Source organism: Baia soyae, assembly GCF_004341445.1.
Classification (GTDB): domain Bacteria; phylum Bacillota; class Bacilli; order Thermoactinomycetales; family Thermoactinomycetaceae; genus Baia; species Baia soyae.
The window spans coordinates 1-21,847 of record NZ_SLXV01000046.1 but is presented as its reverse complement, the minus strand read 5'-3'; the positions used below and the strand labels follow the sequence as shown (position 1 = coordinate 21,847).

General features: G+C 40.2%; 21 protein-coding genes. 17 read left to right on the top strand and 4 right to left on the bottom strand.

Features of this window, described 5'->3' with window-relative positions:
• Window positions 1–169 precede the first annotated feature (169 nt).
• From EDD57_RS12370 to EDD57_RS12360, 3 genes are all read left to right on the top strand, one after another.
• The gene (locus EDD57_RS12370) at window positions 170–469 is read left to right on the top strand and encodes a hypothetical protein (RefSeq protein ID WP_131849729.1); all 300 of its coding nucleotides are present in this window, start codon (window positions 170–172) and stop codon (window positions 467–469) included.
• Window positions 453–1,874 (top strand): FMN-binding glutamate synthase family protein, encoded by a 1,422-nt coding sequence (locus EDD57_RS12365; RefSeq protein WP_131849728.1) that lies wholly within the window; start codon window positions 453–455, stop codon window positions 1,872–1,874. The genes EDD57_RS12370 and EDD57_RS12365 overlap by 17 nt, the downstream gene beginning before the upstream one ends.
• 82 nt (window positions 1,875–1,956) lie before the next feature.
• A complete protein-coding gene (locus EDD57_RS12360; protein WP_131849727.1) occupies window positions 1,957–2,502 on the top strand; it encodes a DUF420 domain-containing protein in 546 nt (181 codons plus the stop codon).
• An 81-nt stretch (window positions 2,503–2,583) separates the two neighbouring features.
• Here EDD57_RS12360 and EDD57_RS12355 read toward each other — a convergent pair whose 3' ends face one another.
• Window positions 2,584–3,240: a site-2 protease family protein gene (locus EDD57_RS12355; protein ID WP_131849726.1), complete on the bottom strand. Its 657-nt coding sequence runs from the start codon at window positions 3,238–3,240 to the stop codon at window positions 2,584–2,586.
• Window positions 3,241–3,372: 132 nt separating this feature from the next.
• Here EDD57_RS12355 and EDD57_RS12350 point away from each other — a divergent pair, with 132 nt between their 5' ends.
• The 11 genes from EDD57_RS12350 to EDD57_RS12300 all read left to right on the top strand — a co-directional run bounded on the left by EDD57_RS12350 (window position 3,373) and on the right by EDD57_RS12300 (window position 17,359).
• Complete coding sequence (locus EDD57_RS12350) at window positions 3,373–3,765, top strand: GtrA family protein (protein WP_243649544.1); 393 nt, start codon at window positions 3,373–3,375, stop codon at window positions 3,763–3,765.
• Complete coding sequence (locus EDD57_RS12345; RefSeq protein ID WP_131849724.1) at window positions 3,762–4,727, top strand: glycosyltransferase family 2 protein; 966 nt, start codon at window positions 3,762–3,764, stop codon at window positions 4,725–4,727. Before EDD57_RS12350 ends, EDD57_RS12345 begins: the two co-directional genes overlap by 4 nt.
• 23 nt (window positions 4,728–4,750) lie before the next feature.
• Complete coding sequence (locus EDD57_RS12340) at window positions 4,751–7,534, top strand: YfhO family protein (RefSeq protein WP_131849723.1); 2,784 nt, start codon at window positions 4,751–4,753, stop codon at window positions 7,532–7,534.
• A gap of 61 nt (window positions 7,535–7,595) precedes the next feature.
• Window positions 7,596–10,352, top strand: a complete 2,757-nt coding sequence (locus tag EDD57_RS12335) for a YfhO family protein (RefSeq protein WP_131849722.1) — start codon at window positions 7,596–7,598, stop codon at window positions 10,350–10,352.
• Between the two features lie 210 nt (window positions 10,353–10,562).
• A complete protein-coding gene (locus tag EDD57_RS12330; RefSeq protein WP_131849721.1) occupies window positions 10,563–12,149 on the top strand; it encodes an esterase/lipase family protein in 1,587 nt (528 codons plus the stop codon).
• Between the two features lie 138 nt (window positions 12,150–12,287).
• The gene (locus tag EDD57_RS12325; RefSeq protein WP_131849720.1) at window positions 12,288–12,911 is read left to right on the top strand and encodes a hypothetical protein; all 624 of its coding nucleotides are present in this window, start codon (window positions 12,288–12,290) and stop codon (window positions 12,909–12,911) included.
• Window positions 12,889–13,344 carry a hypothetical protein gene (locus EDD57_RS12320; RefSeq protein WP_131849719.1) on the top strand — a complete coding sequence of 152 codons (456 nt, stop codon included), beginning with the start codon at window positions 12,889–12,891 and terminating at the stop codon, window positions 13,342–13,344. Before EDD57_RS12325 ends, EDD57_RS12320 begins: the two co-directional genes overlap by 23 nt.
• 4 nt (window positions 13,345–13,348) lie before the next feature.
• A complete protein-coding gene (locus tag EDD57_RS12315) occupies window positions 13,349–14,062 on the top strand; it encodes a hypothetical protein (RefSeq protein WP_131849718.1) in 714 nt (237 codons plus the stop codon).
• Between the two features lie 114 nt (window positions 14,063–14,176).
• The gene (locus EDD57_RS12310) at window positions 14,177–14,854 is read left to right on the top strand and encodes a DUF4397 domain-containing protein (protein WP_165873808.1); all 678 of its coding nucleotides are present in this window, start codon (window positions 14,177–14,179) and stop codon (window positions 14,852–14,854) included.
• A gap of 74 nt (window positions 14,855–14,928) precedes the next feature.
• Window positions 14,929–15,720 (top strand): DUF4397 domain-containing protein, encoded by a 792-nt coding sequence (locus EDD57_RS12305; protein ID WP_165873807.1) that lies wholly within the window; start codon window positions 14,929–14,931, stop codon window positions 15,718–15,720.
• A gap of 307 nt (window positions 15,721–16,027) precedes the next feature.
• On the top strand, window positions 16,028–17,359 hold the full coding sequence (locus tag EDD57_RS12300; protein ID WP_131849715.1) for a helix-turn-helix domain-containing protein: 1,332 nt from the start codon (window positions 16,028–16,030) through the stop codon (window positions 17,357–17,359).
• Between the two features lie 51 nt (window positions 17,360–17,410).
• Here the strand turns inward: EDD57_RS12300 and EDD57_RS12295 are convergent, their stop codons facing one another.
• Together EDD57_RS12295 and EDD57_RS12290 are read right to left on the bottom strand one after the other, a co-directional pair.
• Window positions 17,411–17,962 (bottom strand): class I SAM-dependent methyltransferase, encoded by a 552-nt coding sequence (locus EDD57_RS12295; RefSeq protein WP_131849714.1) that lies wholly within the window; start codon window positions 17,960–17,962, stop codon window positions 17,411–17,413.
• A 441-nt stretch (window positions 17,963–18,403) separates the two neighbouring features.
• A complete protein-coding gene (locus EDD57_RS12290) occupies window positions 18,404–18,673 on the bottom strand; it encodes a hypothetical protein (protein ID WP_131849713.1) in 270 nt (89 codons plus the stop codon).
• Window positions 18,674–19,069: 396 nt separating this feature from the next.
• Between EDD57_RS12290 and EDD57_RS12285 the strand changes: the two genes are divergently transcribed.
• Complete coding sequence (locus EDD57_RS12285) at window positions 19,070–20,026, top strand: 4-hydroxy-3-methylbut-2-enyl diphosphate reductase (RefSeq protein WP_131849712.1); 957 nt, start codon at window positions 19,070–19,072, stop codon at window positions 20,024–20,026.
• 36 nt (window positions 20,027–20,062) lie between these two features.
• On the opposite strand, the gene EDD57_RS12280 is transcribed toward EDD57_RS12285, so the two are convergent.
• On the bottom strand, window positions 20,063–20,242 hold the full coding sequence (locus tag EDD57_RS12280; protein ID WP_131849711.1) for a hypothetical protein: 180 nt from the start codon (window positions 20,240–20,242) through the stop codon (window positions 20,063–20,065).
• Between the two features lie 115 nt (window positions 20,243–20,357).
• On the opposite strand from EDD57_RS12280, the gene EDD57_RS12275 reads away from it, so the two are divergent.
• Entirely contained in the window at window positions 20,358–20,747 is a 390-nt protein-coding gene (locus EDD57_RS12275) for a hypothetical protein (protein ID WP_131849710.1), read from the top strand.
• 112 nt (window positions 20,748–20,859) lie between these two features.
• Window positions 20,860–21,627 carry an enoyl-ACP reductase FabI gene (fabI, locus tag EDD57_RS12270; protein ID WP_131849709.1) on the top strand — a complete coding sequence of 256 codons (768 nt, stop codon included), beginning with the start codon at window positions 20,860–20,862 and terminating at the stop codon, window positions 21,625–21,627.
• Window positions 21,628–21,847: the final 220 nt, after the last annotated feature.

Below are 21,847 nucleotides of genomic sequence, written 5' to 3'. Positions count from 1 at the left end.
GATAAAACTAAAGGGCATGAGTCCGGTTCAATACCGAACACATACCCTGCAGATTGCTTAAAACTTCGTGTCTAACTTTTTGGGTTCACTTCAATTTGAGTAGTCTTTTTTTGTTCGCATTGAAATCGATCAAATTAGGAATAGTAACACCAAAAGGGAGGTTTGCGAATTGGATAAATCACAATCACAAGACTTACAGCACACGTTGTCCTATCTACATAACGAAATTAATCGCATTGAAGCAATCGCGGAAACTCTTTCCACGAGGGCGCGTGATCATTATCACCAACTAACAAACTATGAGGATAAGGGATTAACCGATATGGCTGTAGAAGAGCAACATGCGGCTAGACAACTTGCTACGATCCAAAAAATGTGTATTACGATGGCTGGAAAGCTGGGTCAACTAAACGAAGATGGCAATGGTGATAATGGCTGGGAGAGTGGGCAAGTTGATCAAACTCATTGAAAATATGATTCGCTCGGCAATCGATAAATCGGTAGATAAGATGATTACCACAGCGATACGCGACCAATACACAGAAAACCTATTTGAAATGATTCCAACAGCTGGGAAAATAGGCATGGTCAATCTAATGGAGATCGCGATGCGTGGGAATCATGGGACGCCTATTTCACGTCCTTTGGGAAGTCCCATTCATTTATCACCATGGGAGAAGATTTTATTTAACCCGGTTCATCTGTTTCGCTTTCCAACACAGGAAACCAAGGGAATCGGCACATCGGTCACGATCGGTCCACGAGCGAAGAAGCCTATGACGATTTCGATTCCGATTATGATTGCCGCGATGTCGTTTGGTGGTGCATTGAGCAAAAGTGCAAAAATTGCTCTAGCTAAAGCGGCAACTGCCGTAGGAACAGCTACTAATACGGGTGAAGCGGGTCTGATGAAAGAAGAGCGTGAAGAGGCCCAGTTATTGATCGGACAGTATAATCGGGGAGGTTGGATGAATACCCCTGATAAGTATAAACAGCTAGATGCGATCGAAATTCAATTAGGACAAGGGGCACAAGGATCTTGTCATCAACGAACATCGAGTAAAAACATTGGTGAGGATTTTCGTGAGGTATATGGTTTGGAAGAAGGCGAAGCGGCTATTATTCATTCTCGTTTACCAGGGGTCCATACAAAGGATGATTTTATTCAATTGGTGAGAAGGCTTCGAGATGAGACAGGTGTTCCAGTAGGGCTAAAGATAGCGGCTACCCATCATTTGGAGAAAGAGTTGCAGATTGCGGTGGAGGGTGGAGTGGATTTTATCACCCTTGATGGCACCGAGGGCGGAACACATGGCGGATCACCTACTCTTCAAGATGATGTAGGTCTGCCTACGCTTTTTGCTATTTCGAGAGCGAATCAATTCCTAACCCAAAAAGGGCTGGTTCGGGATACTAGTCTCATTGCTACAGGTGGGCTAGCTACTCCGGGGCAAATGCTGAAGGCGATGGCATTAGGAGCGGATAGTGTCTATATCGGTACAGCCGCGATTATGGCGCTTGTAGGGGAGCAGGTAGTACGAGCTGTACCTTTTGAGCCTCCGACCAGCTTAGTGGTCTATACTGGGAAAAGAACCAGCCAATTAGATGTGGACCAAGCAGCGATGAGTTTAACGCGTTTCTTAAACGCGTCTCTGATGGAAATGGAGCAAGTAGCGGTAACACTTGGTAAGACAGCATTATCGGATATTACCAAAGCAGATTTATGCGCTATGGACCCATTTCTAGCAAAAGCAACAGGTATTCAGTTAGGATATGTGGCTCCCGAAGAGCAAAGTCAATTCTTTGATGAAACGAAACCGTTTTTCGTACCATCGGATCATGTAGGATATGATGAATCAACCATTCACCATTAATAGGGAAATTTACTTACCTTGTGAAACAAGCAATGTGTTATAATCGCCTTGGAATTATAAGATGTGCGAAGGAGGCTGTTTCATGAGTCAAAAGACCCATTCCGATCATGATAACCGCAAATATACCCCATGGATCGTCGGGATTACCATTGTTTTAAACGCCGCGATCGCGCTACTGTTCTTTTTACCGAAATATGATGGGCTCGACCATTTAGATCTATCCTTTCTACCTATGATGAATGCTATTTTTAATAGCTGTACTTTTATCTTCTTAGTAACGGCTTTGTATTTCATCAAAAAGAGAAACATTACGATGCACCGTAATTTTATTCTCGCAGCGTTTACTTCTACGACATTGTTCCTTGTTACATATGTCATTTATCATTTAAACGCAGAATCTACTTCTTATGGTGGAGAAGGAATCATGAAGTACGTTTACTTCTTTATTCTAATCACCCATATCGTTTTAGCAGCACCGACTGTATTTATTGCGCTATGGACCATTGTGTACGGTTGGACGGATCAAAGAGAGAAGCACCGTAAGATTGCTCGCTATACCATGCCAATCTGGCTATATGTAAGCCTTACCGGTGTATTAGTTTATCTGATGATCTCACCCTACTATTAATCAGATAGCGGATTTATATAGAAAAACAAAAACGACTCCGTTTCGCGAAGAGACAGAGTCGTTTTTTCTTGTGAATGAGGACTATAAAAATAGGCTCCAAAACGTATCAAGTGCCCGATAGATGGCTGGAACGAGATATTGAAACAAAGGACCAAGCAGTAGTTTGTTAAGTGGTGGAATAAGAAAAATGAGCAGGAAGATGAAAATCCCATACTGTTCATACTGTGACATCTTCGCCCGAGTGCGATTGGATACAAGATCTTCGATGATCCGATACCCATCTAGTGGTGGTAGCGGAATTAAATTAAAAATAAAGAGTACGATGTTAATTTTAATGATCATAAATAAAAGTTCAATGATTCCCTTATATCCCAATCCAAACTGATCGGCAAGGAGGAGAAGGGGGAAGCACAGAAAGGCAAGAAGTAGATTGCTCAGCGGTCCAGCCAAGCTTACTAAAACGCCAGCTAAGCGAGGGTTCTTAAAATAGTAACGATTGACCGGTACAGGCTTTGCCCAGCCAATTCCTGCCAGGATAATCAAAATAAAGCCAAATAAGTCCAGATGTGCAACTGGATTTAAAGTAACTCGGCCCTGTTGATATGCAGTAGGATCGCCAAATTTATAAGCGACATAAGCATGAGCAAATTCATGAATCGTAAAAGCTAAGATAATGGCGAATAACGCATAAGGCAATTGTTCCCATGGATAAGCAAGCGAAAGGGATGTAAAATCCAATAGTAACGCCTCCAAGTATTAAGGTGTGGTAAATATTGTGGATGAATGTTAACTTTTTATAGAAACTATGTGTAGATCCATGTGTTATAATGCAAGTGCTATCTTTTTATTCTTTATTAGGGGACTTTGATTTTGGACAAGCGACAAGTTATTCGATTTATCATAGTAGGCGTCGTCAACACAGTTCATTTTAACTTACTTTATCTGATTATGTATCGCTTTTTTTCGTGGGGTTATTATGTTTCCTTCGTACTTGCGTTCTTAATTAGTATGGTTGGTTCTTTTTTTATGAACTCATTTTACACGTATCGAGTTAAGCCAACATGGAAGAAGTTTATACAATTTCCGATGACAAACGTCGTTAACTTTGTGATTACGGCAGTAGGAGTATATGTATTGGGGGATCTGTTGGGCTGGAATAAAACCATCTCTCCATTTTTAGCTTCGTTAATTGCGATTCCGTTTACTTTTATTATATCAAAGAAAATTCTGGTCACTGAACCAGACAAGGGGGGAAGAGTATGATTTCAATTATTGCACCTTGCTATAATGAACAGGACGTTTTGTACGATTTTTATCAAACCGTTACGAAAGTAATGAAGGAAAATCAATATAGCTACGAGATCGTTTTTGTCAATGATGGTAGTCGTGATCAAACTCTCTCCATTTTAAAAGAACTTGGGGAGAAAGATAGACGAGTGCAGTACATCTCGTTTAGCCGAAACTTCGGTAAAGAGAGCGCTATGCTAGCGGGCTTAAGTTACTCCAAAGGCGATGCTGTGATTATTATGGACACTGATTTACAACATCCACCAAGTATGATTCCGCGGATGGTGGAAGCTTTCCAAAATGGGTCGGATCAAGTAATCGCAAAGCGAGATCGTGCGGGTGAATCAAAATCTCGCTCTTGGGTTTCAAGCCTGTACTATAAACTAATTAACCGATTTGTAGATGTTCAATTAGAAGATGGGGTTGGGGATTTCCGTCTACTAAGCCGTAAAGCAGTTGATTCCTTACTATCATTAAGTGAGTATAACCGTTTTTCAAAAGGATTATTTTCTTGGATTGGTTACAAACAAGAAATTATTGAGTATGAAAACGTAAGTCGACACGCCGGTGACAGCAAATGGTCTTTTTTCAGCCTTCTTAACTACGGAATAGACGGTATCATTTCATTTAATAATAAACCGCTTCGACTTTCTATTTACTCTGGGGTTGCGGTGATGGCAGCTGATGTTATCTATGTATTATGGATGCTGATTAAAATAATATTCATGGGCGGAGTTGATGTACCTGGATATTTCACATTAATTTCAGCCATTCTACTCTTAGGTGGAATTCAACTAGTTGCTTTAGGCGTAATCGGAGAGTATATCGGACGAATTTACTACGAAACAAAGAAAAGACCTCACTACATTGTGGCAGATGATAACTACACACAAGTGAGTCAATCTCAAAAAAATAAAATCCAAAAAGTACTTTCGTAAACAATGGCTAGAGAAGAGCTATTATGAAAAAGGTAGGGTATCGCAACATGAAATTGAATTTGAGGAAATGGCAGGGAATAATTGGAGTTTATTCCCTGTTTCTCGTCGTTTCTATAGGTATACATGCATTTTTTTTGTACTATCGAATGTATTTTAACGAGGCCTGCTGTGATTCAATGATGCAGGTCTCTCATTTCTATCCATTTTTAAATCAAGAATATGGGCAAGGGAATTTTATGTGGTCTTGGAAATACGGCTTGGGTGGAGATATCTTTAGTGAATTTCTCTACTACTTCTCTACCTCGCCCTTTTTCTGGCTTACGATGCCTCTGGATTTAGCTAACATTCATGATATGTATCAAATTAGGATATTTACGAGCATATTTAAGATCACTTTGGCCATGATTTTCATGTATCACTACCTTCGCTACCTGAAGCGGACACAGCTTAGTTCGATTGTAGGTACATTAATTTATGGTGGATCTATTTATCTTATTTTTAATTCACTTCGCTTTGATTTTATGGCGGATGGTATGGTATGGCTCCCTCTTCTCATCCTCGGTTTTGAAAGGATGATTGACCATAAGAAAAAGGGATTATTTGTTGCAATGGTCTTCTTGATTGTCTGTTCGAACTTCTACCTCGCTTTTATTAGTACTGTGTTCCTCTATTTGTATGCAGGGCTTAAATATTCCCTTATTCGGGATACATTCCAATTTGTCGATTTCATTAAGTATTATCTTCGAATTACGTTATGGTATATCGTAGGCGTATTATTAAGTTTATTCGCCTTATTGCCAGCGATCGGCGCTTACTTGAACGTGGACCGTTTTTATTACAAGCTAGAGATTCCGCTGTTCTTTGAGAAGTCATTTTATAAAGAGTTTTTCTTCAACCTCTTTTTGGTTCCGAAAAAAGTGGATTTTGTCCTTGTGTTACCCATCATCATCTTTATGCTGGCTTTGTATGGCTTTTTCATTAAAGAGAAGCAAATGCGTAAGCGTATGATCTTTGCTACGTTTATATTTGCTCTTACTATGTTTCCGATTACATACTCCTTTTTTAATGGCTTGTCCAGTATACAGTATCGATGGACATACCTATTTATCTTTGTGCTAGCTCAGATCATTCCGTATATCGTGGATCATCTTATGTTAGAGAAACCACATCGGAAAATGAAACAGTATTTTACATTGGTATCTATACTACTAATCACAATGGTTCTGTTGAAGCCAAAAATGGTTAAGTTAGAGTCAAAAGCAACAGGCATTGGGTTCACTAAACAAGATTTTATTATTTGCGCGATCGGGCTTCTTACGGTAGGCTGCTTTCTTTTGCTACGTAAGCTTCCCCGGAAGGTGATTGCGGTTTCCTTAGTTGGGCTAGTTTTGCTTAATATTTTCCTTACAAACTGGGTATTGATCCATGAGTATCTAGGTAGTCCTCAGACCGTGAAAGACCGGCAACATAAGTTTCTGAAGAGCTATGATCAACCAGAAGATGTGGAGATGTTTAGAGATCTTGAAAAAGAAGATCCTACTTTCTTCCGTACCATGTGGGAGGGAATCCCTGAATTTAATGCTCCGTTGGTATATGGATACAGAGGGTTTAGCACATACAACAGCTTGATTTCTGGAACTGTACACAACTTTTTCAAGAATGATTACCATATCCTTCAGTACAACACACCAAGCTTGTATATGAATCTAGATAATCGTATATATCTAGAGACGGTGCTAGCGAATAAGTACTATGTCATTCCAAAGGATAAGTACTATGTCATTCCAAAGGATCCGGTTTGGGATCCTCACCCGACCTATATTCGAGGGGATTTATCTTGGAAGCAGTATGGCTACACTCTCATGAAAGAGACCAAGAAATACAAAATTTATCGAAATGATAATGCCCTTCCAATCGGCTTTTTATATGATTCGGTAGTGGATAGACAGACGTTTAAGCAATTAAACAATGCTCAAAAAGACCAACTACTCTTGCATGCCGCGGTTGTGGATACGGATGATCGTTCTAAGATCAATGTTCCAGTTTTTCAAACGGATTTGTTGAAAGTAAAAGAACATGCTGTAAACAAACAAGACATAAAGCTCAAGAATGCTACTTTAACAGATGATTCCCTAGAGACAGATAAAGATGCAGAGCTTATCATCCCAAATCCGTTTGCGGGGAAGCTAGGCGAAACTCTCTTAGAGATTGAGATTAAACGGAAGGATCGAAAGGGATTTAGCCTTGAGATTATGCAGAAGGATCCTAAAGCGTTTGGCCGTGAAGTAACTGAGAAGAAATTTAAAAGTTATGCAGAAGACAACACGTATAACTATCCAAGAAAGAAAATCGTCTTCAATACAGGATATAATCAAGTAGCGGATTATATCAAAGTTAAGATTGCGGATAAAGGTAGTTATAAGCTAAAGGATCTCTCGCTTCAATTTAATTCACTTGAAGGCTTTCAAGAGCTTGTAAAGCAGAAAAAAGAACAATCCTTGCAAAATGTTTCCTTTACATCGAATCAAGTAAAAGGGGACATAAAGGCGGCCAAAGATGGGGTTCTGTACTTGGCGATCCCGTATAGTAAAGGCTGGAAAGCTACAATAGATGGAAAAAGAGTGGACCCTATAAAAGTAAATGCTACATTTATGGGCTTGCCTATCACAAAGGGAGACCATAAAATTGAATTATCGTACTTTACACCTAATCTGCTTGTTGGTGCAGGAATCTCCTTCGTAACATTACTAAGCTTAATTGGCTATTTTTGGTGGGAACGTCGTAAGAAACGCAATTCGACGGCATAGAGACCTCTATGCCGTTCCGCTCTTGGAAAGAGTTATCTTGAATTAGGTAGGGTGCTACGATATGAAACGAAAATGGAATCGGAAGAAATGGCAGGGAGCACTTGGTGTTTATTTCTTTTTTCTCTTAGTTGCTATCGGGCTACATGCATACTTTCTTTATTATAATGTGGATTTTAATGACGTTTGTAAATGCGATTCTAGAATGCAAATTGCTCATTTTTATCCATTTTTAAATCAAGAATACTCCCAAGGGAATTTTATGTGGTCTTGGAACAATGGTTTGGGCGGGGATATGTTTAGTGAGTTTATCTTTTACTTTGCCACCTCGCCATTTTTCTGGCTTACGATGCCTTTAGACATAGCGACTATACAAGATGCTTTTGACATACGAATTTTTGTTAGTATGTTTAAAGTAGCTGTTGCCATGATTTTCATGTATCATCTACTGCGCTACAATAAACGAACACAACTTAGTTCGATTGTAGGAAGTTTGATTTATTGCGGTTCTCTATACCTCATGTATTATTCACTCCGTTTTGATTTTCTAGCAGATGGGTTAGTATGGTTACCCCTTCTTATCCTTGGTTTTGAAAGAATGATTGATCACCAGAAGAAGGGAATGTTTGTAGGGCTTGTCTTCCTAATTGTTTGTTCAAATTTCTATCTGGCCTTTTGTAGTACGGTGTTTCTTTATTTATATGCGGCACTTAAGTACTTTTTGATTAGAGACAAGTATCGTTTGGTCGATTTCTTTAAGTATTATCTTCAGATTTCATTATGGTATATCGTAGGCGTATTGCTAAGTTTGTTTGCCTTATTACCAGTAATTGATAAGTACTTGCAAGTAGATCGCTTTTATTACAAGGCAACGATACCGCTATTTTTTGATGGGTCATTCTATAAAAATTTGCTACATCAAATTTTCTTGTTTCCTGAGAAAATTGAGTTTATCATCGTAATGCCGATCGTTGTATTATTGCTCATTTTTTATGGATTCTTGATTAAAGAGAAGCAGGTACGGCACCGCATGATTTTCGTGGCATTTTTCTTTGTACTGTTATTGTTGCCATTTACATATGCTTTTTTTCATGGCTTTGCGGGTATTCACTATCGATGGCTTTACCTCTTTTTGTTTGTAGTGGCCCAGACTTCTGCATTTATTTTAGACCACTTATTAGAGAAGCCGCATCGAAAGGCAAAGTTATATTTTACAGGGATAGCCTTACTCTTAATTGTAATGGTGATATTTAAGCCAGGGATAACAGGGCTTCCGTATAGTAGACAAGAGTTTGTTATCGGTGTTCTAGGTCTACTCACCATAGGCTGTTTTTTTTCAATGGGAAAGCTATCTCGTAAGGTTTTTGCAACGTTACTAGTTGGATTGATGACTTTAAATGTCTTATTTACCCACTGGATGATGTTTGAGATTGAGTTTCAAGTACCTCCCAATGAAAAAGAAGAGCCCCAAAAATTTAAAATAGCACAACGACAACAACATTATCTCAACACCTATGATCAGCCAAAAGATGTGGAGATGTTTAGAGAGATTGAAAAAGAGGATCCTACTTTTTTTCGTACTATGTGGGAGGGTATACCTGAATTTAATGCCCCAATGGTGTATAGATACAGAGGATTTAGTACTTATAATAGTTTGCTTTCGGGGACTATACACAAATTTTTTAAAACCGAGTACAATGTGCTCCAGTATAATACACCGAGCGTGATTACGAATCTAGATAATCGTTTATATATCGAAACCGTATTGGGGAACAAATATTATGTAGTTCCCAAAGACTCTTCATGGGAGCCTTATACTCAAGTTTATCTTCGTAAGGATCGCTCTTGGAAGCCCTATGGCTACACTTTAATTAAGGAAACAAAGAAATTTAATGTGTATCGAAATGACTATGCTCTACCAATTGGATTCCTATACGATTCCATTGTGGACAAGCAGACATTTAACGAGTTAAGTTTTGCCGAACGAGATCAACTTCTCCTGCGTGCAGCAGTTGTAGATGACCGTTCTAAGGTAAATCTCCCATCCTTTCAAACCAATCAACTACAAGTGCAAGAGAGAGCTATAACCAGTCAGGATATAGAGTCGCAGGCCCAAGGCATAAAGTTGGAAAGAGCAACTCTAAATGGTAACATTCTTAAGGCGGATGCGGGTGCAACGTTGACGATACCAAGTCCATTTGCAAAGAAACTTGGAGAAACGTTGGTAGAAGCGGAGATCAAGCTGATCAAGCGAGATGATGGGGAAAAGTGGTTTAGGATTTGGGCAAATGGTAAAAGGTTTTGGGATTTTGGACCAGACAATATGTATAACTATCCTAAGGATCAAGTGGTCATAAATACAGGCTATAAACAGGATAATGATCAAATTGTTATCGAGCTTACCGAAGGGACCTACAAATGGAACAAACTATCGCTTCAATTTAATTCACTTGAACCGTACGCAGAGCTTGTAAAGCAAAAGAGAGAGCAATCCTTGCAAAATGTCTCTTTTGATTCGACTCATGTAAAAGGTGATATCAACGCAGCCAAGGATGGGATCTTGTACTTATCTATTCCATACAGCAAGGGTTGGAAGGCTAAGGTTGACGGCAAAGAAGTAGAAACGATGAAAGTAAATTCCACTTTTGTGGGTGTTCCTGTTACAAAAGGAGAGCATAAAGTTGAGCTATCGTATTTTACGCCTAACCTCCTGATGGGAACCGCTATCTCTTCGGTAACACTATTAGGCTTAATCGGTTACTTTTGGTGGGAGCGGAACAAGCGTAGCCGATATAAACTTCGCCATCCAGAGAGCTCCTAAATAAAACGCGCGAACTACCTTTCCGGTGTTTGATAAATCATCTAACCTTGGAAAGGTAGTTTTTTTATGCTTGTAAACTATTATATGAACATTAGAAAAATTTATTTTTTAACCTTTTATCTAAAAGGTTTTTTTATAGATGTCTCGAATATTATAGAGTGACAACATGTCTTTAGATAAAAGATGCCTACGAGAGGAGCTGTTTGTTTGATGAGATTTCGTCGTTTGACAGCTGTGATGTTGGTAGTGGTGCTTGCTTTGTTTTCGATTGTACCGATGACTGCTTTCCCGACTGAGGTGCATGCAGGGAAGTTGTTCCCCCCGAGTGAGTCGTTTACCCCGGGTACTTGGTATTTAGGAGCGCAGCCACCTAATTATGATCCGAATAAACCACCGATTGTATTTGTACAAGGGAAGGGTGGCGCTGCTAACGATTGGTATACCGATACCACTTATTATGGTGCTAACGACATGTATGAAAGCGCTTACAATAAGGGGTATCAAACGGTGTTTGTTCAGTTATACGATGCGGCAAGACAAGGATCCAAATCTCAGTATGATAATGGGCGACTACTCGCTTCTATGCTGAGCCAAATCTATAGTCGTTTTGGGAAAAAGGTCAATATCATTGCGCACAGTAAAGGAGGCCCCGATACGCAAGCGGCACTGGTCCACTATGGAGCACACCAATATGTCGGAAAGGTAGTGAGCCTCGGTTCCCCGCATTATGGTTCACATCTGGCAGATCTCTCTTACAGTTGGTGGGCAGGGTGGTTAGCGTCCCTATTAGGGCAGAAGGACGATGGCACTTACTCCTTACAAACGGGTCAAATGGCAAATTTCCGTTCTGCTACAGACTCCAATCCAAACGTATCTAAAAACAAATATTATTCGGTCGCAGGTACTAGCTGGGGTCCAGCATTTTCAGCTTTGGCAACAGGCGGCTTATACCTATCCTCGCATGGCTCGAATGACGGTCTTGTAAACGAATGGAGCACCAAATTAAATTACGGAGTGCATCTGTTTACGGATGGAAGTTTAGATCATGATAGTATCCGAATGGGCTCACGTGTGTTCTCGCGAATTGAACCTTATCTACGTACGTCTACCTTCGTTGCTACAAAATCCACCAAAAATATTGCCAATAATAATGAAATTGAAAAAATTGAAAGCGCTAACAATCAAGTGCTCGTTGGCGGGCCACTTGCGCAAAATCGTGTGAGTGAAAAGAGTTTTGATGTGGATCGATTGACCAATGCTACCTTATCAGTGCTAACCGCAAACGATCAGACGGAAGTGAAGCTGATTTCTCCATCAGGGAAGGTCTTCACCAAGGAGAATAGCAAAGTGGTAACAAGTCGGGATCAAGATGCTTTCCGCGGAGCATATGTACAAACGTTCCAGCTCAAAGGGATGGAAGCAGGCAAATGGAAAGTTCAATTACAAAATACAACGAAAGAGGATGCATACTTATTTATCGGCACGTTTGATGATAAGACATCTTTCTCTTTAGTGATGCCAGGAAAAGTCCAACAAGACAAAGCAAACTTTTACATGAAACAAAAAAATGATGATTCAAACAAAGAAGTGGAGATGATGACCCGAGTAGTCGACGAAAAAGGAAATCTGATCTCCGAAACCAAGCAAGTCCGCAAGTTAAACAATGGTTCCCTTGAAGGCTGGCTACCGAAAGTAATGAAATCCGGTACCTACAACATCACCATTGATCTAAAAGGTAATAACAATGGACACGCATATACACGTACCCTAGTCCGTTCCGTGTATATTGATAAATAGCAGTTCAAAGAGTAGCTCCGTCTAGGAGTTACTCTTTTCAATCCATCCGTCTAACAAAAATTTCCTCCACTAGGCATCAGTATATTCAGACAAATAAAGGCTGAATATATTATAATGAATAGAAAGGAAGTGGTCTGTTTGGATGTACAAAAGGGAGTCTATCAAATGCAAAGAGGCCTTATGAGTAGTCGGAACTCCCTTCTCTATGATTCATTTACGAATCTTACGAACCAGACGGTGATACAACTTCCTAGCACGATCAAGTATGTGGCGTATCTTCAAACCTTATTTCTCTCCATTCCATTTGCCATCAGGCAGTTAGAAGTGTTGGTAGATCAGAAGAAGCATCGTGAGGGAATGAATCTGATTCAGGAACATCTTACTCTAACGAAAAGTTGGCTACAGAAAGAGGGATATCCACAATTAAACTCCTTCCTTCATCCGTCTCGTTGGCGGACTAAGTCAACAGATGACATGCAATTATTGGTCGAAATTGCTTTTTATCATCTACGGATTACAGAACGCACCTTTTGTAGAATTCATCCTCAATCCGACCTAGATGACCTCGAGATCGTGCTAAACCATTTGCGTGAACTTCCCTTTGATCTAGAAGAAGATTTGCAAATCGATCGGTTTCAAGATGAGATTCGTAATGCGTATCAGCCTGAACCGATTATGGTTGCTCAGATGGCACTTTCTCTGCCAAATTACGAGAGACCACAAAAGGAGGAGCACGAGGATGAGTCAGATGAATCAATTTGATTGGTTGGAGCGTTGGGATTTGGAACAAGTGAGTGTCCGCACGTTACATTGTAAGAAGTGGAAAGAATATGAACTGGATATTGAAAAGCACATTCTACTTAACTATTCGACCAAACTGCTAAGACAAACGGGAGTAGATATTTCATTTTTATTTTCTCTATCTGTTTTAACCTATGAGGGCGAGAAGAAAGAGGATCCCGCCGATATCTTAGATGAAGATCGCACCTTTACTGTGGAACTAGAGATTGATATCGTTTACTATAAAGAGCTTGCTGAGACGATTCCAGAGGCTGAACTTATGGAAATCGGCTCGGGGATTGTAGCGCCAGATGCATGGGCGTATGCGAGAGAGTTACTAAGTAATATGACGGTACGAATGGGTTATCGTCCTTTACTTTTACCACCCTACCAAAAAGTTGTATATGGGGGATAAGCTTATGCCACTTTCCTTCCACCAGACAAAGGAGCCTACAGATCTTACGACTGTACATGAATTAGTTCGTTTGGTGAAACAAGAACCCGATGTGTTTCGGACAGTGGCGCGCATTTTTGATCGATATAAAACAGACAAAGAAGCATATAAAGAAGGATTTGATGAAGAGATTGAGCTGATGATTGGGCAGCCCGGGTTTCGAATTCGGCTGAAGACTCGTAAAAGGCTGCTGAAGATACTAAAGGCAATCTATCGGCAGCCTACTTTTCAACAGATTCGGTCTGCATTTTTAGAAGCGATTATCGAACAGTATGGTCCTATTCATCCAACCATTTCTTATAAAGAGATTTATCGTGAGCCACTGATCTATGACGATGGAGAGATGATTGGCGGATATGAGTGCCGGATGGATGTCGTGTTTCATGAACAGGATGATGTACCGATGGAAATGGTGGAGTGTAAAGCAAATATCGAGTCATTTCTCTCGGCAACCAGTGTGTGGAATCAAATGAAGCAAAATCGATTAAAAAAAATGCACTACATGATTAATTTGCATAAATATCTTCGCGAATGTTATGTGGAGCCTGTCTTGGGATTTGCTTTTTATAATGAGAATTGTCAGTTACTTAAAGAAAATGTACATGAGAATTGGGGATTTCCGTTTATTCGGTTTTACTCCCGTAGGATTTTATATCAACATATTTGTGAAAAAGAGTAAGCGAGCCCTTTCTTATGGAAAAGGATCGCTTTTTCTATGTTGAATGGCTCACGGTTCCTTATTTATTGCATATTTTAAAGAAAGGAATATGAAGAGAGAATGGAGGGGGTTTCAATGAGGAAAAAGAAGAAGTCCAGCCGAAGTAGTAGTGGAAAACAAACGACAACCAGCCCATCCTCCAGGAATGCTTCACAGTCCCTCGTTGGTATTGCAGGAGTCAGAATTCTGCATGCCGCTACAAGATGGCAGGAGGACATGGATGTATATCTGGATGGAAAGCGGATGGTTCGTCGTCTTCCATACGGAGCGATGACGAACTATGTCAGTATACACAGTGGGGATAGCTACTTAGAAATGAATCGAAATCAAACGGAAGGCTCAGTTGTATCGCAAATATTATCTGTTCGGAATGGGAAACTTTGCACGCTTGCTCTCATCGATTCAGAAGATGTATCGAAAAAGAATCCTAAACTAATAACGATTCCAGACCACACAGAAAATCAAGAAGGAGAGATGGGACAAATTCGATTCGTACACCTACATTCGCAAGGGTCGAATGTAGATTTAGTGGTAAATAATCGAGTGATTTTCAATAATATTCCCTTCACTCATTTGACGCCCTATGTACCGATTCAGCCTAGGCGTTTGGAGCTGAAAGTGCAGGTTACAGGGATGATGAATACCGATCATGAGAGTATTACCCTTCCTTTATTTGCGAAAGATGTAGTTACTGTTTTTTATCTAGGAGATGTAGAACAGGGAGATCGTCTTCTCTTGGTGCATGATCGTTAAAGAAAACTGTGAAGAATTGATTCCCCATGGCATAGGCTAATAGTAAGTTACCTATGCTAGGGGAGGTTTATATTTTGTCTTGGAAAAAGTTATTTGGTAAAGCCATTCGGAATAAGCTGTTAGCTGATTATTATCGTGATCGAGATGAATCCAAGCATAAAATATACAATGAAGAGTATCAAAAACATCTGGAGACATTTGTAAGTCAATATGAGGGAATGCATCCGAATTCCATATATCAGGCGGACTCTGGTAGATCGAAAGAGATGGGATCTGTGCGAGTTTTGCACGCATCTACCTATGAATCTGTTCCGGTAGACGTCTATGTGAATCAGAAGCCGGTGGTACGCAACTTACCCTTTAGCGGTATTACAGAATATTTCTCTCTTCCACCGGGGGAATATCAGATGCATATATTTCCAGCTGGACGACAGGATGAAGCAATCTTATCCCAATCTGTTACGATACGAAGTCGGAGAGCCTATACTTTGAATACGGCCGATATAGGCACAGATTTGGGTGTTGAGCTACTTTCCTATGAAGATGACTTACGAAAAGTCCCCAGAAGATCTAAGGTGCGTCTGATTCATGTATCTTCCGATATGGAACGGGTTGATATTGCCGTAAAAGGGGGAAATGTCCTTTTTTCAGATGTAGATTTCAAGGAAGCTCGGTTTATCACCCTAAATCCAGGGATCTACACATGGGAGGTAAGGCCTGCGGGTAGGAAGGAAGCAGAATTTACGATTCCGAATATAACGCTAAAGTCTGGAAAGGACTATACGATTTTTACATTGGGGAGAGTGAGTGAAAGCCCTGCTTTGCAAGTAGTAATGGTTGAAGATACATTAGAATGTGAGAGATAAATGGTGCAGATTATGCACTTTTTTTATTTCATCAAAATTATTTTTTACTTTTCAGAAGGTTTTTGATTCTTTTTTTCGAAACTATTAAGTAGTGATTTGACAAAAATAGATATTATCTTACAAACCGATTGTAATATAATATTCTTCACAACAAAAAGATTACAATCTCTATTCTACTTCACCTGTAATCTATAAGATTTTCAATCCTAATTTTGGATGTCAGATGTGATCTGAATCTTTCTAATAGAAGTGAAATCGATTACACTATAGGGAGAGAATAAGGTTTAGAAGGAAAGGGCGGCTTAACATGAGTGTTTTCGAAATTAGTGAAATTGGTAAATTTATACGTAAAGTTAGAAAGGAACGTAGCCTTCGTCTGGAAGACCTTTCTGATGAACAAATCTCAACTGCTACGATTAGTAATATTGAACGCGGTGTGCCTCATGTCAACAAAGAGAAGGTTTATTATCTAATGCAGAAACTGGGGTTAAATGCTAACGATTTACCAAGTATGTTGATGCGAGATACAGAAAATATGGAGACCATGCAATTGAAGCTTATGGCCATCGAGAGCATGATCCGTATGGATGAGCATGAAAAAGCGTATAAGAAGTTATGTAATATCTCAGATGCAACCAGGGAAGAGTATGCATCTATGTTTCACTCTCTACGTGGACGTTATTTTCTGAAAACGAGTGAGTGGAAGAAGGCAGAGAGGGAGCTAATTGATTCCAATCGCTTTATTTCACAGGAAAATGAAGTGAAGAATAATCTGGAGGCGATTAACTTTAACTATCTTGCCTACCTGCAGTACATCCAAAATGATTTACAACAAGCATTAATCTATGCAGAAAGAGGCCTTGATGTTTATCGTGAGGAATTGGTCGATCCAGAGCAAATCAAGTATGTACTGATGACGAACCGGGTGATCTATTTAGAGAAGCTTGGGAAAACTGATGAGGCATTAAAACGGTTAGATGAGTTATGGGTGTATCTGCCTATTGTTCGGAAGACAGAAATCATTCTCCCTATGTACGCGCTACGGGCTGATTTGTATCGCCGAATGAAATTATATTCAGATGCGATCCGCTATGCGCGAGAGGGGATTCAGATTGCTACTACAAGCTCTTTCTATAATGAAATGTTCCAGATTTGGACGATCTTAGGAACAATCTATGTAGAGCAAAACAATTTGAATGATGCGGAGACGTGTTTTTCGTATATCTTAGACTTAGAAAGTCGTGTTGCGCAAAAACAAGAACTAGTAAGAGCCTACTGTTCCTTAGGAAATCTCTATTTACTACAAGGAAAAAGCGATGAGTCAAAGAGGATTTTGCAACAAGCGATTTCTTGGGCAGAGAAGTTAAATGATGCTCTCAAATTGAGTAATGCTCTCATTATCATGGGACGTCTTATGAAAACGATGGGGCAACAGGAGGAGGGAGTACACTACTTAGTACAAGCAGCGCAAATTGCGGAGCAACATGATTATTCGCAAAAGCAATTCCTAGCATGCTATGAGCTAGCAAGTTGTTATGATTCAATTGGTGATAAGAAGAGGTTTCAAGAAGCCATTGATCAGATGTATCAAGCTCAGCGAAAAGTTGATCAGAAGCAGGCATTGTTTGATGTTTGGTAAACAATAAAAACGAGTGGATCTACTGATAAAGCAGTAGTCTTCACTCGTTTTTTAATTAGAGCAGATATAGACGAAGGTTGGAGGTAAATTCCAAGGGACAAAATTGATTTGCACATTTTTAAATCTATGTTTCAACTCTTTGCGTAGCTGTAAGGAGTACTGATATGTAATAAAAGAGCCATTATCGGATAGAGAGGACTGGACCTGGTCAAGGATCTCCTTAGTGAAAGATGGCGAGAAATTCGAAAATGGCAATCCAGAGATAATTGCGTCTACTTTTGGAATGTGAAATCGTTTGAGCGTATTTTGAAGTTCCTCAGCTTTTTTCAAATAAGTAAATTGCGGTATTTGCGTCTCTATATCAGTTCGTAAGTCATCGTCTTGTTCAAAGATGAATGTTTGGAAAGATGGAGATACTTTTTTCGCTATTTCCCGAGTAAAAACACCAGTTCCTGCACCTAATTCGACAATTGTTTTTGCTTGGTTCCAAGGAATTTCTTTTAGCATCGCATGAGCTAAAAAGCGAGAACTGGGAGTAATACTGCCGATTTCTCGAGGGGATTGTACAAATTTATGAATGAACTTTGCTCTTTCTAAAATCAATGGGAGCACCTCTGCTTTATCTATGATGTTTTCGTATTAGTTCTAACTTTAACCGCATCATAAAGAAAAGTCAACTTTTCCGATTAAAATACTATGAATTGAAATGGGCGTACTTGGACAGAACGAATTGTCTATTTGGGCATATGTTATATAGGGAATAAAAAGTTCGTTGTGAGCGGGTTATATTCGGTTGAAATCGTTGCGTTGGGAGATTCGTATAGTATACGTAGATAATTGGGAGGTTTCAAAGAGATGAACCAGAGCCTATTGGATTCTGCCGCTCTACTGTTGTTTTCTATGGGGATCTCGCTGGTTTTAGCAACGTTATATATTCGTGAACGGATGAAATCGAAGGAACATAACTAGTAGTGCCACCTATTTTGACAATACTACACTTCGGTGTGAAGCCCCGTACATGTATGGAGGCTTTTTATTTTGACCTCAAAAAAGGGGAAAAGGCCCTCTATGAGAGAGCCTTTGGGTATTAGCAATCATTGCATGGATTTTTTGGACGGCAGGAAGAGGATTCATAGCAATCTCTACGGCGACGGTAGGAAGATTCGCAATCTCCATGGCGATGACGATGATGACGACTAGAGGACGACTCCCAACCGCCCCAGCGATGATGACGAGATTCGCGATAACCGTGTCGATAAGAGGATTCGCAGTACCGATCACGTCCGTAGGAAGACTCACATGGATCGCAATCACGTCTATGTTTATGTTTCTTGCACATTCTCATTAACTTTTTCATCATCTCTTCTTCATAGCGGTGACATCTTTTCATATGGTGGTACATTTGATTAAGCATATTCCAGTCACAGGGGATACAAGGTACACCATGATGATATGAAGGTGGATTATAAGTTGGAGGCATTGGTGCAGGCATCATTTTTTTCGGCGGCATTGGCATTGGTACTGGTGTAGGCATAGGTCTTTGTTCCACAGCCATCACATTCCTTTCCTTTAGTTGACAATCCATCCTATTCGGGAAATGGTGCAAGTGTACCGTGGAGACTAGCCTATCTTTAGACACGAAACTTGGTCAAGTTTTCAACATGCGGTATAATGGATTCATTAGCCCTGTAAATGGGAGGGAGATTGATTATGGAAGTGTTGAAGATAACGCCCCGTGGATATTGCTACGGTGTTGTAGACGCTATGGTACTAGCCCGTGAAGCGGCCATGAATAAAGATATACCGCGCCCGATCTATATTTTGGGGATGATCGTTCATAATAGTCATGTGGTGGATGCATTTGAAGAAGAAGGGATTATCACACTAGATGGTAATAATCGCTTGGATTTACTAGAAGAGGTTACAGAAGGAACCGTTATTTTTACTGCACATGGAGTTTCACCTGAGGTGAGAAAACGTGCGGCTGAACGTGGATTACATGTGATTGATGCTACTTGTCCGGACGTGACTAAGACACATGATTTGATTCGTGAAAAAGTAGCTGAGGGTTATCAGATCATTTATATTGGAAAACAAGCTCACCCTGAGCCAGAGGGTGCGATCGGAATCGCTCCAGAAAGTGTTCACTTAATTGAAGACCAGAAGGATCTAGATGAATTAAAAGTAGATACAGATCGCCTGATCGTGACAAATCAAACTACGATGAGTCAGTGGGATATTAAACATTTGATGGAACAAGTGATAGAGAAGTTTCCTACGGTTGAGGTTCATAATGAAATATGTCTAGCCACCCAAGTCAGACAAGAGGCAGTAGCAAATCATGTGCCTGGGGCGGACCTTCTGCTTGTAGTGGGAGATCCTAAAAGTAATAACTCCAACCGTCTAGCACAGGTCTCTGAAGAGATCGCCTCGGTAGAAGCATATCGAATTTCGGATGTATCTGAGATTCAGCTAGATTGGTTAAAAGGGAAGAAGAAGGTTGCTGTTACATCGGGAGCTTCGACACCGACACCTATTACCCGCGAGGTAGTCACGTTTTTGGATCAGTTCGATGAAAATGATCCGAGTACGTGGGATACGACCCTTAAAGTGAAGATTAATCGTATCTTACCACCTGTGCGTAAGAAGAGAGCGGAACAAAAATAAGCCGAGGGTTCACTCCTTCGGCTTTTTTTCTGTGAATTATAAAGATTGACTGCGGACTTGGGTAGGGCGAGTAGCCATGAAGTCATAACATTGGTTCATTGTTCCACGAAACTCAACACGATGGTCTTTCTTCATGGGATTATACCAAGCAAAGTAATGATCTTCGTGAATGATGGAAGGGGGTAATTTTTCAGAATCACGTATTACATAGTACATTATTTCCACCTCCTTCCATCTATTATGGGCGGAACTTTATGTATTTAATCAACTGAAGTAGGGTTTAAGGTATAATGATGCTACTAGATGAAAAAAGGTAGAAAGAGGAAAAAAGATGAACGGTGAACGTTATTTACCCCAAATCCAAGAAGCATCCATTCCAGAGGATGGTGTATGGGCTACTTATTTAGAAAAGCCGGTTTTGTTTTTATCGATTCCAGAATGGCAGGAAGTAATTGAATCCAATGATGAGGCTGTTCGATTTGTTTGGATGTTTGACCGTGAACAAGATGCCTATCTATTTTGTTTTCAGTGTGTAAGCGGTGAGGAGTATGCGATTGCCTTCCCGAAGGAGCATGCTGGAATGTTGCTACGAGATGAACGCTCTTATGAACCATTTTCTCTGTTTATTACTTCAAAAGAGTTAGAAGAGGTTACCGAAAGTATAAATTTATTACAAATTCATGATATTTTGTTACAACGGCATCCTAAAGCAGGATGGTGAGCCGTTTCTCTGATGTTTATTGATATTGACAGGAAACTCATTTTTGATTACGATTTTAGTATCTGGTACTAATAGTTGATCTTATAATCTAATCCGCAAGAGGTGTAGATACATGAAGATGAAGGATAAAAAAGTTGTCATTATGGGAGTTGCCAACAAGCGTAGCATTGCTTGGACGATTGCAAAAGCGTTACATCAACAAGGCGTAAAATTGGCTTTTACCTATCAGGGAGAGCGTCTCCAGAAGTCTGTCGGACAATTGGTAGATTCGGAAATGCCGGGTTCATTGATGGTTGAATGTGATGTTACGGATGATATGCAGATTGAATCAGCGTTTGAACAGATCAATCAAGCATGGGGATCGTTAGATGGCGTGGTACATAGTATTGGATTTGCAAAAGCAGAAGACCTAAGCGATGCCTATGTATATACGTCTCGTGATGGGTATGCGTTGGCGCAGGACATTAGTGCCTATTCGCTCGTAGCGGTTAGTCGTGAAGCGAGCAAGTATCTAACGTCAGGTGGTAGTATCGTAACGATGACCTATATGGGATCAGAAAGAGTGATTCCAAACTATAACGTGATGGGGGTTGCCAAAGCGGCTTTAGAGGCTTCGGTCAAGTACCTAGCACATGACCTAGGTCCTTCTAACATCCGTGTGAATGCGATCTCAGCAGGTCCGATTCGTACACTGGCTGCCAAAGGTGTAAAAGACTTTAACTCGATGCTATCTGTCATCGAAGAGCGTTCACCGCTTCGTCGTGGAACAGATCCAGAAGAAGTGGCGGATACGACTGTATTCTTATTAAGCCATATGTCCCGTGGGATTACAGGAGAAGTGATTCACGTAGATAGCGGATATAACATCATGGGTATGTAGTGTATACTAGGAAAAAGAGCAATTCTTCTAAGCCTCAGTTTTTTGTGCTGAGGCTTGTTTGTGTTTGAATGTGTAATAAATAATTTTTAAATTTAATTATAATTAGTATTTAAATTAAAACATAAAACGTGCGCCCGGCATGGGCGTAGTCTATAGGGTGAAAGTCCCGAATGGTGAAGGTAGCAGTAGCCATTAGCTTAAGGCAAGGGTGTCCACCGTG

Coding starts and splice junctions, on each gene's coding strand:
- EDD57_RS12360 (WP_131849727.1), top strand. CDS start 1,957: ATGAGTCAAAAGACCCATTCCGATCATGATAACCGCAAATATACCCCA.
- EDD57_RS12345 (WP_131849724.1), top strand. CDS start 3,762: ATGATTTCAATTATTGCACCTTGCTATAATGAACAGGACGTTTTGTAC.
- EDD57_RS12340 (WP_131849723.1), top strand. CDS start 4,751: ATGAAAAAGGTAGGGTATCGCAACATGAAATTGAATTTGAGGAAATGG.
- EDD57_RS12335 (WP_131849722.1), top strand. CDS start 7,596: ATGAAACGAAAATGGAATCGGAAGAAATGGCAGGGAGCACTTGGTGTT.
- EDD57_RS12330 (WP_131849721.1), top strand. CDS start 10,563: ATGAGATTTCGTCGTTTGACAGCTGTGATGTTGGTAGTGGTGCTTGCT.
- EDD57_RS12320 (WP_131849719.1), top strand. CDS start 12,889: ATGAGTCAGATGAATCAATTTGATTGGTTGGAGCGTTGGGATTTGGAA.
- EDD57_RS12315 (WP_131849718.1), top strand. CDS start 13,349: ATGCCACTTTCCTTCCACCAGACAAAGGAGCCTACAGATCTTACGACT.
- EDD57_RS12310 (WP_165873808.1), top strand. CDS start 14,177: ATGAGGAAAAAGAAGAAGTCCAGCCGAAGTAGTAGTGGAAAACAAACG.
- EDD57_RS12300 (WP_131849715.1), top strand. CDS start 16,028: ATGAGTGTTTTCGAAATTAGTGAAATTGGTAAATTTATACGTAAAGTT.
- EDD57_RS12285 (WP_131849712.1), top strand. CDS start 19,070: ATGGAAGTGTTGAAGATAACGCCCCGTGGATATTGCTACGGTGTTGTA.
- EDD57_RS12280 (WP_131849711.1), bottom strand. CDS start 20,242: ATGTACTATGTAATACGTGATTCTGAAAAATTACCCCCTTCCATCATT.
- EDD57_RS12275 (WP_131849710.1), top strand. CDS start 20,358: ATGAACGGTGAACGTTATTTACCCCAAATCCAAGAAGCATCCATTCCA.
- fabI (WP_131849709.1), top strand. CDS start 20,860: ATGAAGATGAAGGATAAAAAAGTTGTCATTATGGGAGTTGCCAACAAG.